A 13,976-nucleotide genomic window follows, 5' to 3' on the forward strand; every position below is an offset into this window, starting at 1 on the left:
GCTAATATGAGCATGCAAGATCCTATCGCGGACATGTTTACACGTGTTCGTAACGGTCAGATGGCTAGCAAAGTTTCTGTATCTATGCCTTCATCTAAATTACGCGTTGCAATTGCAGCCGTACTTAAAGAAGAAGGTTATGTCCAGAGTTTCGCAGTAACTGGTGACGTTAAACCTGTTTTAGAAGTGACTCTTAAGTACTTCGAAGGCAAGAAAGTAATTGAAAGCATCGAGCGCGTAAGTCGCCCAGGTCTTCGCATCTATAAGAAAAAAGATGAGTTGCCAAAAGTATTGGGTGGTTTAGGTGTTGCTATCGTTTCTACCTCTAAAGGTGTGATGACCGACCGTGCCGCGCGTAAAGCGGGTATGGGTGGTGAAATCATCGGCTACGTAGCGTAAGGGGATAAAAATGTCACGTATAGCAAAAGCTCCTGTAGACGTTTTATCTGGCGTAGAAGTTACTATCGCTGGTCAAGAAGTCACAGTTAAAGGTAAAAACGGTACATTAGTTCGTGTATTTAATAATGCAGTTGAAGTTGTTCAAGAAGAGAACAAACTTAAAGCAGTACCTCGTAAAGGTTCTGTTGATGGTTGGGCTCAATGTGGTACAGCTCGCTCACTGTTAGATGCAATGATTATTGGTGTATCTCAAGGTTTTGAGAAAAAACTTCAGTTAAATGGTGTTGGTTATCGTGCGGCAGCGCAAGGTAAAAAACTCAACTTAACACTTGGTTTCTCACACCCTGTAGCATACGAAATGCCTGAAGGTATTTCGATTGAGACTCCTAGTCAAACTGAAATCGTCGTCAAAGGCGCCGATAAGCAGTTGGTAGGTCAGGTTGCAGCTAACATCCGTGGATACCGTCCGCCAGAGCCTTATAAAGGCAAAGGTGTTCGTTACGCTGATGAAGTTGTGCGTCGTAAAGAAGCTAAGAAAAAGTAGGTAGGTGATACGATGGATAAGAAAACAGCTCGCTTGCGCCGCGCTACACGTGGACGCAAAAAAATTAGTGAACTGGCCGCGCATCGCTTGGTTATTAACCGCACACCACGCCATATATACGCTCAGTTAATCGCTCCTTGCGGTTCACAGGTGTTGGCGGCGGCTTCTACTGTTGAAGCAGAACTTCGCACTACCGTTAAATCAACGGGTAATGCAGAAGCTGCTGTAGCAGTTGGCAAAGCGATTGCAGAACGAGCTATCGAAAAAGGCATTAAAATTGTCGCATTCGATCGCAGCGGTTTTAAGTATCACGGTCGAGTTAAGGCATTGGCTGATGCTGCTCGTGAAGCAGGTCTTCAGTTCTAGGAGTTAATTATGGCTAAAGTAGAAGTTCAACAACAGGGTGACCTGTTAGAAAAGCTAATCGCTGTAAACCGTGTATCCAAAGTAGTTAAAGGTGGTCGTATCTTTAGCTTTACTGCTTTAACAGTAGTAGGAGACGGTAACGGTCGTGTTGGTTTTGGTTACGGTAAAGCACGTGAAGTGCCTGCTGCAATCCAGAAAGCTATGGAAAAAGCGCGCCGCAATCTTGTGGACGTTGATCTTAATGGCAACACACTACAGCATGCAATTAAAGGTCGTCATTCAGGCTCAAAAGTCTACATGCAGCCTGCATCAGAAGGTACTGGTATTATTGCCGGTGGTGCGATGCGTGCAGTACTTGAAGTCGCTGGCGTACAAAACGTACTTTCAAAATGTTACGGATCAACCAATCCAATTAACGTTGTGCGTGCAACTATCAATGCGTTGACAGAAATGACTTCGCCTGAGCAAGTTGCAGCCAAACGTGGATTGTCTGTACATCAGATTTTGGGGTAATTGAACATGACTAAGATGATAAAAGTTAAGCAAACCAAAAGCGCTATTGGTCGCCTTCCGAAACATAAGGCGACTCTTACGGGTCTAGGTTTACGTCGCATCGGTCATATTCGTGAACTCGAAGATACCCCTTCTGTTCGTGGCATGATCAACCGTGTATTTTACATGGTTGAAGTAGTGGAGGAGTAACAGATGCATTTAAATACTCTTGCTCCCGCACCAGGAGCAAAAAAATCTAGTAAGCGCGTTGGTCGTGGTATGGGTTCAGGCCTTGGAAAAACTGGTGGCCGTGGTCACAAAGGTCAAAAGTCTCGCTCAGGCGGTTCTGTAAAACCTGGTTTTGAAGGCGGACAAATGCCGATTCAGCGTCGTCTACCTAAGTTCGGTTTCACTTCACGTAAATCTTTGGTTTCTGACCAAGTAACGTTGAGCGAAATTGCGAAGGTAGAGGGTGAAGTGGTTTCACTTGAAACTTTAAAAGCAGCAGGTCTTGTTAAGAAAGAAATGTTGTACGTTAAAGTGCTTAAGAGCGGTGAAATTTCACGAGCTGTTACTATCAATGGTTTGAAGGTTACAAAAGGCGCGCGCGAATTAATCGAAGCGGCCGGCGGTAAGGTAGAGGAATAAGCTAGATGGCTAAACCAGGATCAAATTCAAGCGCAAAAGGCGGCTTGAGTGAGCTTAAATCAAGATTGTTGTTCGTACTTGGTGCGATAATTGTGTTTAGGCTTGGCTCATATGTGCCTATTCCTGGTATCGACGCCGCGGTGCTGGCTGATTTATTCGACCAGCAGAAGGGTACCATCGTAGAAATGTTTAACATGTTCTCTGGTGGTGCACTTGAGCGCGCCTCGGTTCTTGCCCTGGGTATAATGCCATACATTACGGCTTCCATTATCATCCAGTTGCTGACAGTAATGCATCCACCGATGATGGAACTTAAAAAAGAAGGCGAAGCAGGTCGTCGCAAAATTAGTCAATACACACGTTATTTCACGTTGGTATTGGCAACATTCCAAGCAATTGGTATTGCGACAAATCTACCTAACTTGATATCAGGTTTGGTGATTAATCCAGGTTTTGGTTTTTACTTTACAGCTGTTGTCAGTTTGGTTACCGGTACCATGTTTTTAATGTGGTTGGGTGAGCAAATTACAGAGAGAGGTATCGGTAACGGTATTTCTATATTGATTTTCGCGGGTATTGTGTCTGGTTTGCCAACGGCCATAGGCCAAACAGCAGAACAAGCACGTCAAGGTGATTTGAACTTATTGTTCTTGTTACTTATCGGCGTAATAATAATTGCTATAACGTACTTTGTTGTATTCGTAGAACGTGGTCAGCGTCGTATCGTCGTTAACTATGCTAAACGTCAGCAAGGCCGTAAGGTCTTCGCAGCTCAAAGCACACATTTACCGTTAAAAGTGAATATGGCAGGTGTTATTCCACCGATTTTCGCGTCTAGCATCATTTTGTTTCCTGGTACCATTGCAAATTGGTTTGGACAGAATGAGTCATTCTCTTGGTTACAAGAAGTGGCATTGATGTTGTCCCCTGGACAACCTTTGTATGTGATGTTTTACGCTGCTGCGATTATCTTCTTTTGTTTCTTCTATACAGCGTTGGTTTTCAACCCTCGCGAAACAGCAGACAACTTGAAGAAGTCCGGTGCGTTTGTTCCAGGGATTCGTCCTGGTGAACAGACTTCACGATATGTTGATAAGGTAATGACTCGCCTAACCCTAGCTGGCGCGCTTTATATAACCTTTATTTGTTTGGTGCCTGAATTCATGTTGATAGCTTGGAACGTACCGTTTTATTTCGGTGGGACCTCATTACTTATTATGGTAGTGGTTATCATGGACTTTATGGCACAAGTGCAGACACATTTGATGTCTCATCAATATGAGTCTGTTCTTAAGAAAGCTAACCTTAAGGGCTACGGCCGTTAAGATAGCGATTTACGGAGTGATGAAATGAAAGTTCGTGCATCCGTCAAGCGGATTTGCCGTAACTGTAAAGTCATTAAGCGCAACGGTGTTGTGCGTGTGATTTGCAGTTCCGACCCTAAGCATAAGCAAAGGCAAGGTTAATCGAATGGTTTGCGGAATTGCTAAATACGATAGTGTCCGCAAACCTTAATTTGCAATTTTGTCATCGGGTAAGTATCCTATCGGGCTTTTTAGGCTGATGACATAAACTATGAGGAGTACTGTTAATGGCCCGTATCGCTGGCATTAACATCCCTGAACACAAGCATACTGTAATCGCGTTAACCGCGATCTTCGGTGTAGGCTCTACACGTGCACAAAGCATTTGTGAAGCATCTGGTGTTGCAGAGACAACCAAGATTAAAGATCTTGATGAAGAGCAAATTGATAAATTGCGTGACGAAGTTGCGAAATTCACTGTCGAAGGTGATCTTCGTCGTGAAGTATCAATGAGTATTAAACGTTTGATGGACCTAGGTTGCTTCCGTGGTATTCGCCACCGTCGTAGTCTTCCTCTACGTGGTCAGCGCACTAAAACTAATGCGCGTACCCGTAAAGGTCCTCGCAAAGCAATTAAAAAGTAAGCGGGGAATATAATGGCTAAAGCTCCTACTAAAAGCACGCGAAAGCGCGCAAAACGTCAAGTTGCTGACGGTATGGCTCATATCCATGCGTCTTTCAACAACACAATAGTGACAATTACAGATCGTCAAGGCAACGCTTTGTCTTGGGCTACATCTGGTGGTTCTGGTTTCCGTGGTTCACGTAAATCTACCCCTTTTGCTGCTCAGGTAGCTGCTGAACGTGCTGGTATAGCCGCTCAGGATTACGGTTTGAAAAATCTAGAAGTATTCGTTAAAGGTCCAGGTCCAGGTCGTGAATCTGCTATCCGTGCTTTGAATGCTGCTGGTTATAAAATCACTAATATTACCGATGTGACGCCTATTCCTCACAACGGTTGTCGTCCACCGAAAAAACGTCGCGTTTAATCGACGGACTGTTGGAGAAAGATAATGGCAAGATATTTGGGTCCAAAACTCAAACTTAGCCGCCGTGAAGGAACAGATTTGTTCCTGAAAAGTGGCGTTCGAGCAATCGAATCAAAATGTAAAATTGATAACCCACCTGGTCAACACGGCGCACGTCGTGGACGTTTGTCTGATTACGGTGTTCAATTACGTGAAAAGCAAAAAGTTCGTCGTATGTACGGTGTTCTTGAAAAGCAATTCCGTAACTATTACAAAGAAGCGGCTCGCTTAAAAGGCAATACAGGTGAAAACTTGTTGCAACTTTTAGAGCAACGTTTAGACAATGTTGTTTACCGTATTGGTTTTGCTAGTACTCGCTCTGAAGCGCGTCAACTAGTAAGCCATAAAGCAATTTTGGTCAACGGACAAGTTGTTAACGTTCCTTCTTTTAATGTTTCTGCTGATGATGTTGTATCTGTTCGCGAAAAAGCTAAAAAACAAGCTCGTATTGTTTCTGCTTTAGAGCTTGCTGAGCAACGTGAGAAACCAACTTGGATTGAAGTGGACAGCAAAAAGATGGAAGGCACATTTAAACGTGTTCCTGAAAGAACTGATTTGTCTGCGGATATAAACGAACAGTTGATTGTCGAACTTTACTCTAAGTAAAGCTTTAAAGAAGAGAGGTAACAATGTCGGGTTCTGTAACTGAATTCTTAAAACCAAGGTTAGTTGAAATTGATAACGTTTCGCCTACACGTGCAAAGGTAACTTTAGAGCCCTTAGAGCGTGGTTTTGGTCATACATTGGGTAACGCGCTACGTCGTATTCTTTTGTCATCTATGCCAGGTTGTGCAGTGACTGAAGTTGAAATCGATGGTGTGTTGCACGAGTACAGCACCAAAGAAGGCGTTCAAGAAGACGTTATTGAAATATTGCTTAACCTTAAAGGTTTGGCGGTACGTCTTGAAGGCAAAACCGAAGCAACACTAACATTAGTGAAGTCCGGTGCGGGCCCAGTATTAGCTGGAGACATCCAGCATGATGGTGATGTTGAAATCGTAAACCCAAGTCATGTCCTTTGTACTTTAACTGGCGAAGCTGAACTCAGCATGCGTATTAAAGTAGAAATGGGTCGTGGGTACGTTCCAGCGTCAACTCGTCGCTCTTCTGAAGAAGATGATCGCCCAATTGGCCGTTTATTGGTTGATGCTTCATTTAGTCCAGTATCACGTATTTCGTACAATGTTGAATCTGCTCGTGTTGAACAACGCACAGATTTAGACAAGCTAGTTATCGATATGGAAACCAACGGTACTATCGATCCCGAAGAGGCAATTCGTCGTTCAGCTACTATTTTAGCTGAGCAACTTGACGCATTTGTTGAACTTCGTGATATGTCAGAACCTGTTGAGAAAGAAGAGAAACCGGAATTTGATCCGATTCTTCTTCGTCCAGTTGATGATTTAGAGCTTACTGTACGTTCTGCAAACTGTCTTAAGGCAGAAGCAATACAGTATATTGGTGATCTAGTACAACGCACCGAAGTTGAGTTGTTAAAAACTCCTAACTTAGGTAAAAAATCTCTTACTGAGATTAAAGACGTACTAGCTTCTCGTGGACTTTCACTAGGCATGCGCTTAGAGAACTGGCCACCAGAAAGCATCGCAGAAAAAGATTAATCAGATTTTATATAAACTGATTTTTAAAGAAGGATAGGACTATGCGCCATCGTAAGAGTGGTCGTCAGTTGAATCGTAATAGTAGCCACCGTCAAGCGATGTTTCGCAACATGGCTGGCTCATTAGTGAAGAGTGAATTAATTAAAACAACTCTTCCTAAAGCGAAAGAACTACGTCGCGTAATTGAACCTCTTATTACACTTGCTAAGCAAGACAGTGTAGCAAATCGTCGTTTGGCTTTTGCACGTACTGGTGATAAAGAAGTTGTAGGTAAGTTATTTAATGAACTTGGCCCACGCTATGAAGAGCGTCCTGGTGGATACATCCGCATTCTAAAATGTGGTTTCCGTACCGGAGACAATGCTCCTATGGCATATGTTGAATTAGTAGACCGTCCAGAAGTGGAAGAAGTCGTTGAGATTGAAGACGCAACTGCGGAATAGTAATTCAAACCATAAAAAAACCGGATTTTAATCCGGTTTTTTTATATCTGTAATTCTGTAATACGATGCCTACGTAATAGTTAGTTCTTATGGGCTAGCGCTGCAGTAATTTCCTCATCAGTTGCGCCACCTTCTTTTGCGTACTTATATATGCTCTGTTCATCAAGACCAAAATTCTGAGCCGTCTCAATAATCCTTTTTACATTATCTCGCTCAGAAGCAGACTCGCGCACCGCTGTACTTACCACACTTTCTGCATCGTTAGGGAAGATAGCTAATAATGCTTCCACAACATATTCCCCAACAAGCGGAACTGCTTCGATTGCTGAACTTAAGATCTCGACAATTTTATTAGGATGCTGTTGTGCTAAAGACTGAACAATGAAGTCCGCTGAATCAGGTTCGGTAATCACCGCAACGCGAACAATTTCATTTAGCTCTTCAGGTGTAGAATTTGCCGCGGCTGTCACAACAAAATCTATATAGCTTGGTTCAGCATTAATTGCCGTTTTGACTATATTGGCACAACTGGCAATATTCTTTTCAAGCGCTATTTTAACAATATCTTCAGTTAACATAGGCTGAGCTGAAATCGCCGCGTGAATAATTTCTTGGTACTTTTCTGGATACATATCGAGTGCAGTACTGACTACGTTAGACGCTTCTTGCGGATAGTTACTAACGATACTTTTTACCGCTCGTCCGATTGACAGGTTTTGCTCAAGTTGACGTTTTAAAAACGTGTTACTAGAGTGACCATCTTCAGTCGACACTGACTCTTCTTGTTGCGCTTTAATATTTAACGCAGTCGATACTAACCCTGCAATAATGGCGATTTTTATTATTTTTTTCATTTTCTCAGATATCCAATAACTAAAACTAACTTCTACGTTATGACATCCGTGCCATTTGATAGTTTAAACTTAACAACAAATTTACTAAATAGACAGTAATCTACTCATTTTGTTCAAAAAACATTCTGCAATAGGTTTATTTCATTTTTATGGCAATAAAGTATTGACCTAATTCAATCTATCTCTATAATGCGCCTCTCGCTTCGGGACAGCCGCTAAAACAGCTGCACCGACACTGGGTTTACCCAGGTAATTGCGGACTCTTCGGAGTCAAGTGGTTAGCGTGATGCAGGGCAGTTTAGTTTGCTGATTCGGTTTGAGATTTACGTCAAAAATTGATTCGAAATTAAATGAAGTTAAAGCCTTGACATCGAAACTTGAGAGCGTATTATACGCCTCCCGCTTAAGAGGGTCTTCGGACAGCATCTTAAGCCGCTTCTCCGGAAGCACGCTACGAAGTAGCACTGCTCTTTAACAATTAATAACAAAATAATCTGTGTGGGCACTCACTTGATGAGTGTCTACCAAAAAAAATTCATGTTCGATAAATATTTAATTGAAGAGTTTGATCATGGCTCAGATTGAACGCTGGCGGCAGGCCTAACACATGCAAGTCGAACGGTAACATTTCTAGCTTGCTAGAAGATGACGAGTGGCGGACGGGTGAGTAATACTTAGGAATATGCCTTTGCGTGGGGGATAACTATTGGAAACGATAGCTAATACCGCATAATGTCTTCGGACCAAAGGGGGCTTCGGCTCCCGCGCAAAGAGTAGCCTAAGCGAGATTAGCTTGTTGGTGGGGTAAAGGCTCACCAAGGCGACGATCTCTAGCTGTTCTGAGAGGAAGATCAGCCACACTGGAACTGAGACACGGTCCAGACTCCTACGGGAGGCAGCAGTGGGGAATATTGCACAATGGGCGCAAGCCTGATGCAGCCATGCCGCGTGTGTGAAGAAGGCCTTCGGGTTGTAAAGCACTTTCAGTTGTGAGGAAAGGTTAACGGTTAATACCCGTTAGCTGTGACGTTAGCAACAGAAGAAGGACCGGCTAACTCCGTGCCAGCAGCCGCGGTAATACGGAGGGTCCGAGCGTTAATCGGAATTACTGGGCGTAAAGCGCACGCAGGCGGTTTGTTAAGCTAGATGTGAAAGCCCTGGGCTCAACCTGGGAATTGCATTTAGAACTGGCAGGCTAGAGTTTTGGAGAGGGGAGTGGAATTCCAGGTGTAGCGGTGAAATGCGTAGATATCTGGAGGAACATCAGTGGCGAAGGCGACTCCCTGGTCAGTAACTGACGCTCATGTGCGAAAGTGTGGGTAGCGAACAGGATTAGATACCCTGGTAGTCCACACCGTAAACGCTGTCTACTAGCTGTTTGTGGATTTAATCCGTGAGTAGCGAAGCTAACGCGATAAGTAGACCGCCTGGGGAGTACGGCCGCAAGGTTAAAACTCAAATGAATTGACGGGGGCCCGCACAAGCGGTGGAGCATGTGGTTTAATTCGATGCAACGCGAAGAACCTTACCTACTCTTGACATACTAGAAACTTTTCAGAGATGAATTGGTGCCTTCGGGAATCTAGATACAGGTGCTGCATGGCTGTCGTCAGCTCGTGTCGTGAGATGTTGGGTTAAGTCCCGCAACGAGCGCAACCCTTGTCCTTAGTTGCCAGCCTTAAGTTGGGCACTCTAAGGAGACTGCCGGTGACAAACCGGAGGAAGGTGGGGACGACGTCAAGTCATCATGGCCCTTACGAGTAGGGCTACACACGTGCTACAATGGCGAGTACAGAGGGAAGCAAACTTGCGAGAGTAAGCGGATCCCTTAAAGCTCGTCGTAGTCCGGATTGGAGTCTGCAACTCGACTCCATGAAGTCGGAATCGCTAGTAATCGCAAATCAGAATGTTGCGGTGAATACGTTCCCGGGCCTTGTACACACCGCCCGTCACACCATGGGAGTGGGTTGCAAAAGAAGTAGCTAGTTTAACCTTCGGGAGGACGGTTACCACTTTGTGATTCATGACTGGGGTGAAGTCGTAACAAGGTAACCCTAGGGGAACCTGGGGTTGGATCACCTCCTTACTATTAGGTTAGGCCTCATCAGGTCGAGTGTTCACACAGATTATTTTGTTGTTAGTAAAGAAGAGCAAAAAAGAAATGCTTGGGTAACAAGCAACTATAATGCGAAAGCGAAAGCGTTCGTAAGAATAGGCTTGTAGCTCAGCTGGTTAGAGCGCACCCCTGATAAGGGTGAGGTCGGCAGTTCAAGTCTGCCCAAGCCTACCAAATCTTTTCGTTAGTTAGAAAAGATATCGATGTGACCGCATCGACCTGCATAGTTATGCGGGGCCATAGCTCAGCTGGGAGAGCGCCTGCCTTGCACGCAGGAGGTCAGCAGTTCGATCCTGCTTGGCTCCACCACTTAATGTGGACGGTCTTGCTCGCACAAAGCTAAGCCTTAATCAATACGTACTTATTAAGTATCTATTGATTAGGGTTTTTTAAACGCTAAATGTTCTTTAACAATATGGAAAGCTGATAAAGTAATCAAAACTAAGAGAACTCTTTTAAGAGCTTACTCTATCTGATTTGAAAATGAATACTTGTCACGCATACAAAGCAGAAATGCTAATAACTTCGGTTGTTGGTAATGTCTGTACGTCAAATAAATAAAAGGTTATTTGGGGTTGTATGGTTAAGTGACTAAGCGTATACGGTGGATGCCTAGGCAGTTAGAGGCGATGAAGGACGTGTAAGTCTGCGAAAAGTTGTGGGGAGCCGACAAAATGCTTTGATCCACAAATATCCGAATGGGGAAACCCACCGCTTCGGCGGTATCGTACAGTGAATACATAGCTGTACGAGGCAAACGAGGGGAACTGAAACATCTAAGTACCCTTAGGAAAAGAAATCAACCGAGATTCCCCTAGTAGCGGCGAGCGAACGGGGATTAGCCCTTAAGCTAATTACAAGCGAGTGGAATGTGTTGGAAAGCACAGCGATACAAGGTGATAGCCCTGTACACGAACGCGAATTTTAAGTGAAATCGAGTAGGTCGGGACACGAGTTATCTTGACTGAACATGGGGGGACCATCCTCCAAGGCTAAATACTCCTAACTGACCGATAGTGAACTAGTACCGTGAGGGAAAGGCGAAAAGAACCCCTGTGAGGGGAGTGAAATAGAACCTGAAACCGTATACGTACAAGCAGTAGGAGCAGACTTGTTCTGTGACTGCGTACCTTTTGTATAATGGGTCAGCGACTTATATTTTGTAGCGAGGTTAACCGAATAGGGGAGCCGTAGCGAAAGCGAGTGTTAACTGCGCGTTTTAGTTGCAAGGTATAGACCCGAAACCCGGTGATCTAGCCATGGGCAGGTTGAAGGTTGAGTAACATCAACTGGAGGACCGAACCGACTAACGTTGAAAAGTTAGCGGATGACTTGTGGCTGGGGGTGAAAGGCCAATCAAACCGGGAGATAGCTGGTTCTCCCCGAAAGCTATTTAGGTAGCGCCTCGGACGAATACCACTGGGGGTAGAGCACTGTTAAGGCTAGGGGGTCATCCCGACTTACCAACCCTTTGCAAACTCCGAATACCAGTGAGTACTATCCGGGAGACACACGGCGGGTGCTAACGTCCGTCGTGAAGAGGGAAACAACCCAGACCGCCAGCTAAGGTCCCAAAATTATTGCTAAGTGGGAAACGATGTGGGAAGGCTAAGACAGCTAGGAGGTTGGCTTAGAAGCAGCCACCCTTTAAAGAAAGCGTAATAGCTCACTAGTCGAGTCGGCCTGCGCGGAAGATGTAACGGGGCTAAGCAATATACCGAAGCTGCGGACGCAAAGTTTACTTTGCGTGGTAGGGGAGCGTTGTGTAAGTGGCTGAAGGTGAACTGAGAGGTTTGCTGGACATATCACAAGTGCGAATGCTGACATGAGTAACGATAATGGGAGTGAAAAACTCCCACGCCGGAAGACCAAGGTTTCCTGTCCCATGCTAATCAGGGCAGGGTAAGTCGGCCCCTAAGGCGAGGCAGAAATGCGTAGTCGATGGGAAACGGATTAATATTTCCGTACTTGGTATATCAGTGATGGGGGGACGGAGAAGGTTATGCAAGCATAGCGTTGGTAGTCTATGTGAAAGTGTGTAGGGTTGAATCTTAGGTAAATCCGGGATTCTACATGCCTGAGACACGAGACGAGATTCTACGGAATTGAAGTTGCAAATACCCTGCTTCCAGGAAAAGCCTCTAAACTTATGATATATCGAACCGTACCCCAAACCGACACAGGTGGTCAGGTAGAGAATACTAAGGCGCTTGAGAGAACTCGGGTGAAGGAACTCGGCAAAATCGTACCGTAACTTCGGGAGAAGGTACGCCCCTGTTTGTGATTGAACTTGCTTCATGAGCGAATGGGGGCCGCAGTGAAAAGGTGGCTGGGACTGTTTATTAAAAACACAGCACTGTGCTAAATCGAAAGATGACGTATACGGTGTGACACCTGCCCGGTGCCGGAAGGTTAATTGATGGGGTTAGCGCAAGCGAAGCTCTTGATCGAAGCCCCGGTAAACGGCGGCCGTAACTATAACGGTCCTAAGGTAGCGAAATTCCTTGTCGGGTAAGTTCCGACCTGCACGAATGGTGTAACCATGGCCACGCTGTCTCCACCCGAGACTCAGTGAAATTGAAATCGCAGTGAAGATGCTGTGTACCCGCACCTAGACGGAAAGACCCCGTGAACCTTTACTATAGCTTGGCACTGAACATTGACCCTACATGTGTAGGATAGGTGGGAGACTTCGAAGCATCGTCGCCAGATGATGTGGAGTCAACCTTGAAATACCACCCTTGTATGTTTGATGTTCTAACGTTGACCCCTTATCGGGGTTGCGGACAGTGCCTGGTGGGTAGTTTGACTGGGGCGGTCTCCTCCCAAAGAGTAACGGAGGAGCACGAAGGTTGGCTAATCCTGGTCGGACATCAGGAGGTTAGTGCAATGGCATAAGCCAGCTTAACTGCGAGACAGACACGTCGAGCAGGTACGAAAGTAGGTCATAGTGATCCGGTGGTTCTGTATGGAAGGGCCATCGCTCAACGGATAAAAGGTACTCCGGGGATAACAGGCTGATACCGCCCAAGAGTTCATATCGACGGCGGTGTTTGGCACCTCGATGTCGGCTCATCACATCCTGGGGCTGAAGTCGGTCCCAAGGGTATGGCTGTTCGCCATTTAAAGTGGTACGCGAGCTGGGTTTAGAACGTCGTGAGACAGTTCGGTCCCTATCTGGTGTGGGCGTTGGATGATTGAAGGGAGCTGCTCCTAGTACGAGAGGACCGGAGTGGACGAACCGCTGGTGTTCGGGTTGTCATGCCAATGGCATTGCCCGGTAGCTACGTTCGGAATCGATAACCGCTGAAAGCATCTAAGCGGGAAGCGAGCCCTAAGATGAGTCATCCCTGGCAATTTAATTGTCCTAAAGGGTTGTTGAAGACTACGACGTTGATAGGCAGGGTGTGGAAGCGTTGCAAGGCGTTAAGCTAACCTGTACTAATTGCCCGTGAGGCTTAACCATACAACGCCCAAGTAGCTTTATGTTATTTGCGTAAGTATGAAGACAAGTATTGATAATCAAGAGTAAGACTAAAGAGATTTAGCGATGATTACGGCCTGACCTGAAAAGGAACGGCATCAGCTTTTTACATATTGATTTATTGAGCGCAAGCTTGATAGATAACAGTTTATGTCTGGCGGCCATAGCGATGCGGCCCCACCTGATCCCATCTCGAACTCAGAAGTGAAACGCATTAGCGGCGATGGTAGTATGGGGTTTCCCCATGCGAGAGTAGCACACTGCCAGACTCCCATTTAGAACAAAGCCACCTTAATCGGGTGGCTTTTTTCGTTTCTGGGCTAACGAAAATACCCAAGACAATCTACACAGCATCATCAAGGTGGCTTTATTCTAAAGCGCCATCGCGCAATGCCACTCCCTTATGAGAAACCTAATCCATCGAGTGTGATGCGGGGGATCCCATGCAATACTGGTTCACGTAATACGCGGTATCCGATACGCGATATCCGATTAGCGGTATCCGATTAGCGAAAAACACAGCCAGCGTCCCATTAAGAAGAAAGGCTATCCTCAATCGCGCAGCGACTGGGGTAGCCCTTTTTTATGTCTGGTATTTAATTTATGGGCAGATGCTTTG

General features: G+C 45.4%; 14 protein-coding genes, 2 tRNA genes and 3 rRNA genes. 18 read left to right on the plus strand and 1 reads right to left on the minus strand.

All coding sequences use genetic code 11. The features are described 5' to 3' along the window. Window positions 1-6: 6 nt before the first annotated feature. The 13 genes from rpsH to rplQ all read left to right on the plus strand — a co-directional run bounded on the left by rpsH (window position 7) and on the right by rplQ (window position 6,903). Window positions 7-399 carry a 30S ribosomal protein S8 gene (gene rpsH / locus GQR89_RS04395; protein WP_158768939.1) on the plus strand — a complete coding sequence of 131 codons (393 nt, stop codon included), beginning with the start codon at window positions 7-9 and terminating at the stop codon, window positions 397-399. A gap of 10 nt (window positions 400-409) precedes the next feature. Then, entirely contained in the window at window positions 410-943 is a 534-nt protein-coding gene (rplF, locus tag GQR89_RS04400; protein ID WP_158768940.1) for a 50S ribosomal protein L6, read from the plus strand. A gap of 12 nt (window positions 944-955) precedes the next feature. Next, window positions 956-1,309 (plus strand): 50S ribosomal protein L18, encoded by a 354-nt coding sequence (gene rplR, locus GQR89_RS04405; RefSeq protein WP_158768941.1) that lies wholly within the window; start codon window positions 956-958, stop codon window positions 1,307-1,309. A gap of 9 nt (window positions 1,310-1,318) precedes the next feature. After that, window positions 1,319-1,822, plus strand: a complete 504-nt coding sequence (rpsE, locus tag GQR89_RS04410) for a 30S ribosomal protein S5 (RefSeq protein ID WP_158768942.1) — start codon at window positions 1,319-1,321, stop codon at window positions 1,820-1,822. A gap of 6 nt (window positions 1,823-1,828) precedes the next feature. After that, entirely contained in the window at window positions 1,829-2,011 is a 183-nt protein-coding gene (gene rpmD / locus GQR89_RS04415; RefSeq protein ID WP_158768943.1) for a 50S ribosomal protein L30, read from the plus strand. 3 nt (window positions 2,012-2,014) lie between these two features. Beyond that, window positions 2,015-2,449: a 50S ribosomal protein L15 gene (gene rplO / locus GQR89_RS04420; RefSeq protein WP_158768944.1), complete on the plus strand. Its 435-nt coding sequence runs from the start codon at window positions 2,015-2,017 to the stop codon at window positions 2,447-2,449. 5 nt (window positions 2,450-2,454) lie between these two features. Further along, a complete protein-coding gene (gene secY / locus GQR89_RS04425; protein WP_007104310.1) occupies window positions 2,455-3,774 on the plus strand; it encodes a preprotein translocase subunit SecY in 1,320 nt (439 codons plus the stop codon). Window positions 3,775-3,798: 24 nt separating this feature from the next. Next, the gene (gene rpmJ, locus GQR89_RS04430; RefSeq protein WP_007104309.1) at window positions 3,799-3,915 is read left to right on the plus strand and encodes a 50S ribosomal protein L36; all 117 of its coding nucleotides are present in this window, start codon (window positions 3,799-3,801) and stop codon (window positions 3,913-3,915) included. Between the two features lie 125 nt (window positions 3,916-4,040). Then, window positions 4,041-4,397: a 30S ribosomal protein S13 gene (gene rpsM, locus GQR89_RS04435; RefSeq protein WP_158768945.1), complete on the plus strand. Its 357-nt coding sequence runs from the start codon at window positions 4,041-4,043 to the stop codon at window positions 4,395-4,397. A gap of 12 nt (window positions 4,398-4,409) precedes the next feature. After that, on the plus strand, window positions 4,410-4,802 hold the full coding sequence (rpsK, locus tag GQR89_RS04440; protein ID WP_007104307.1) for a 30S ribosomal protein S11: 393 nt from the start codon (window positions 4,410-4,412) through the stop codon (window positions 4,800-4,802). Between the two features lie 24 nt (window positions 4,803-4,826). Beyond that, complete coding sequence (gene rpsD / locus GQR89_RS04445; protein WP_158768946.1) at window positions 4,827-5,447, plus strand: 30S ribosomal protein S4; 621 nt, start codon at window positions 4,827-4,829, stop codon at window positions 5,445-5,447. A gap of 23 nt (window positions 5,448-5,470) precedes the next feature. Next, on the plus strand, window positions 5,471-6,460 hold the full coding sequence (gene rpoA, locus GQR89_RS04450; RefSeq protein WP_158768947.1) for a DNA-directed RNA polymerase subunit alpha: 990 nt from the start codon (window positions 5,471-5,473) through the stop codon (window positions 6,458-6,460). A 41-nt stretch (window positions 6,461-6,501) separates the two neighbouring features. Then, window positions 6,502-6,903, plus strand: coding sequence for a 50S ribosomal protein L17 (gene rplQ, locus GQR89_RS04455; protein ID WP_158768948.1), 402 nt, complete (start codon window positions 6,502-6,504; stop codon window positions 6,901-6,903). Between the two features lie 80 nt (window positions 6,904-6,983). Here rplQ and GQR89_RS04460 read toward each other — a convergent pair whose 3' ends face one another. After that, on the minus strand, window positions 6,984-7,757 hold the full coding sequence (locus tag GQR89_RS04460) for a hypothetical protein (protein ID WP_158768949.1): 774 nt from the start codon (window positions 7,755-7,757) through the stop codon (window positions 6,984-6,986). A gap of 553 nt (window positions 7,758-8,310) precedes the next feature. Here GQR89_RS04460 and GQR89_RS04465 point away from each other — a divergent pair. The 5 genes from GQR89_RS04465 (at window position 8,311) to rrf (ending at window position 13,626) form a co-directional block, all read left to right on the plus strand. Further along, window positions 8,311-9,843 (plus strand): 16S ribosomal RNA (locus GQR89_RS04465). A 127-nt stretch (window positions 9,844-9,970) separates the two neighbouring features. Further along, window positions 9,971-10,047, plus strand: a tRNA-Ile gene (locus tag GQR89_RS04470). Between the two features lie 59 nt (window positions 10,048-10,106). After that, window positions 10,107-10,182, plus strand: a tRNA-Ala gene (locus GQR89_RS04475). A 272-nt stretch (window positions 10,183-10,454) separates the two neighbouring features. Then, window positions 10,455-13,339: ribosomal RNA gene (locus GQR89_RS04480) — 23S ribosomal RNA — on the plus strand. Between the two features lie 171 nt (window positions 13,340-13,510). Further along, window positions 13,511-13,626 (plus strand): 5S ribosomal RNA (gene rrf, locus GQR89_RS04485). The 16S, 23S and 5S rRNA genes sit together here with 2 tRNA genes alongside, the layout of an rRNA operon. Window positions 13,627-13,976 lie beyond the last annotated feature (350 nt).

Source organism: Paraglaciecola sp. L1A13 (assembly GCF_009796745.1).
In the GTDB taxonomy this organism is placed as follows: Bacteria; Pseudomonadota; Gammaproteobacteria; order Enterobacterales; family Alteromonadaceae; genus Paraglaciecola.